Origin of the sequence: Halomonas litopenaei (assembly GCF_003045775.1) — a bacterium.
Taxonomy (GTDB): domain Bacteria; phylum Pseudomonadota; class Gammaproteobacteria; order Pseudomonadales; family Halomonadaceae; genus Halomonas; species Halomonas litopenaei.
The window spans coordinates 1-559 of sequence record NZ_PXNS01000048.1; the positions used below are offsets into that span (position 1 = coordinate 1).

The window sequence follows — 559 nt, forward strand, 5'->3', positions numbered from 1 at the left end:
CCGACGAAGGCACCCTGACCGTCGGTCGTGACGGCAGCTGGACCTTTGACGCCAACGACAACCAGGTGCAGAACAGCACCGGTAGTCCGTCGATCGACTTCACCATTGCCACCGAAGACAGCGACGGCGACACCGCCACCGACAGTCACACCGTCACCATTACCGACGGCAGCGGCCCGAGTGTTTCGGTCACCGGCAGCGATCCGGCCTCGACCCAGGCCAGCCTGGCACTGGATGACGCCGAGACCGAAGGCGCCGCCTCGGATACCGACGTGGCGAGCCTGACCTTTACCGCCGGCAGCGACGCCATCACCTCGATCGTCTTTGGTGACATCGATGGTATTCAGGTCGATGGCCTGAATGGCGAGCTGATCTGGAGCACCAACAACGCCGGTGAGCTGGAAGGGCGCACAGAGGCAGACGGCGACGCCGTCCTTACTCTGACCCTGAGTCCGGCGGTTGACGCGAACAACCCGATCGCTGCCGGTACTCAGCAGGTCGTCACCGTGACCGCGACCCTGGCCGAGAGCCTGGCCCACGCGGTCGACGCCGATAGCCT

1 protein-coding gene is annotated in these 559 nt (G+C 65.1%); it reads left to right on the forward strand.

Going from position 1 to position 559, the window contains the following annotated elements:
- Window positions 1-559 (forward strand): hypothetical protein (locus tag C6W88_RS21810; protein ID WP_197037181.1); only part of this gene is annotated, 559 nt, incomplete at both ends.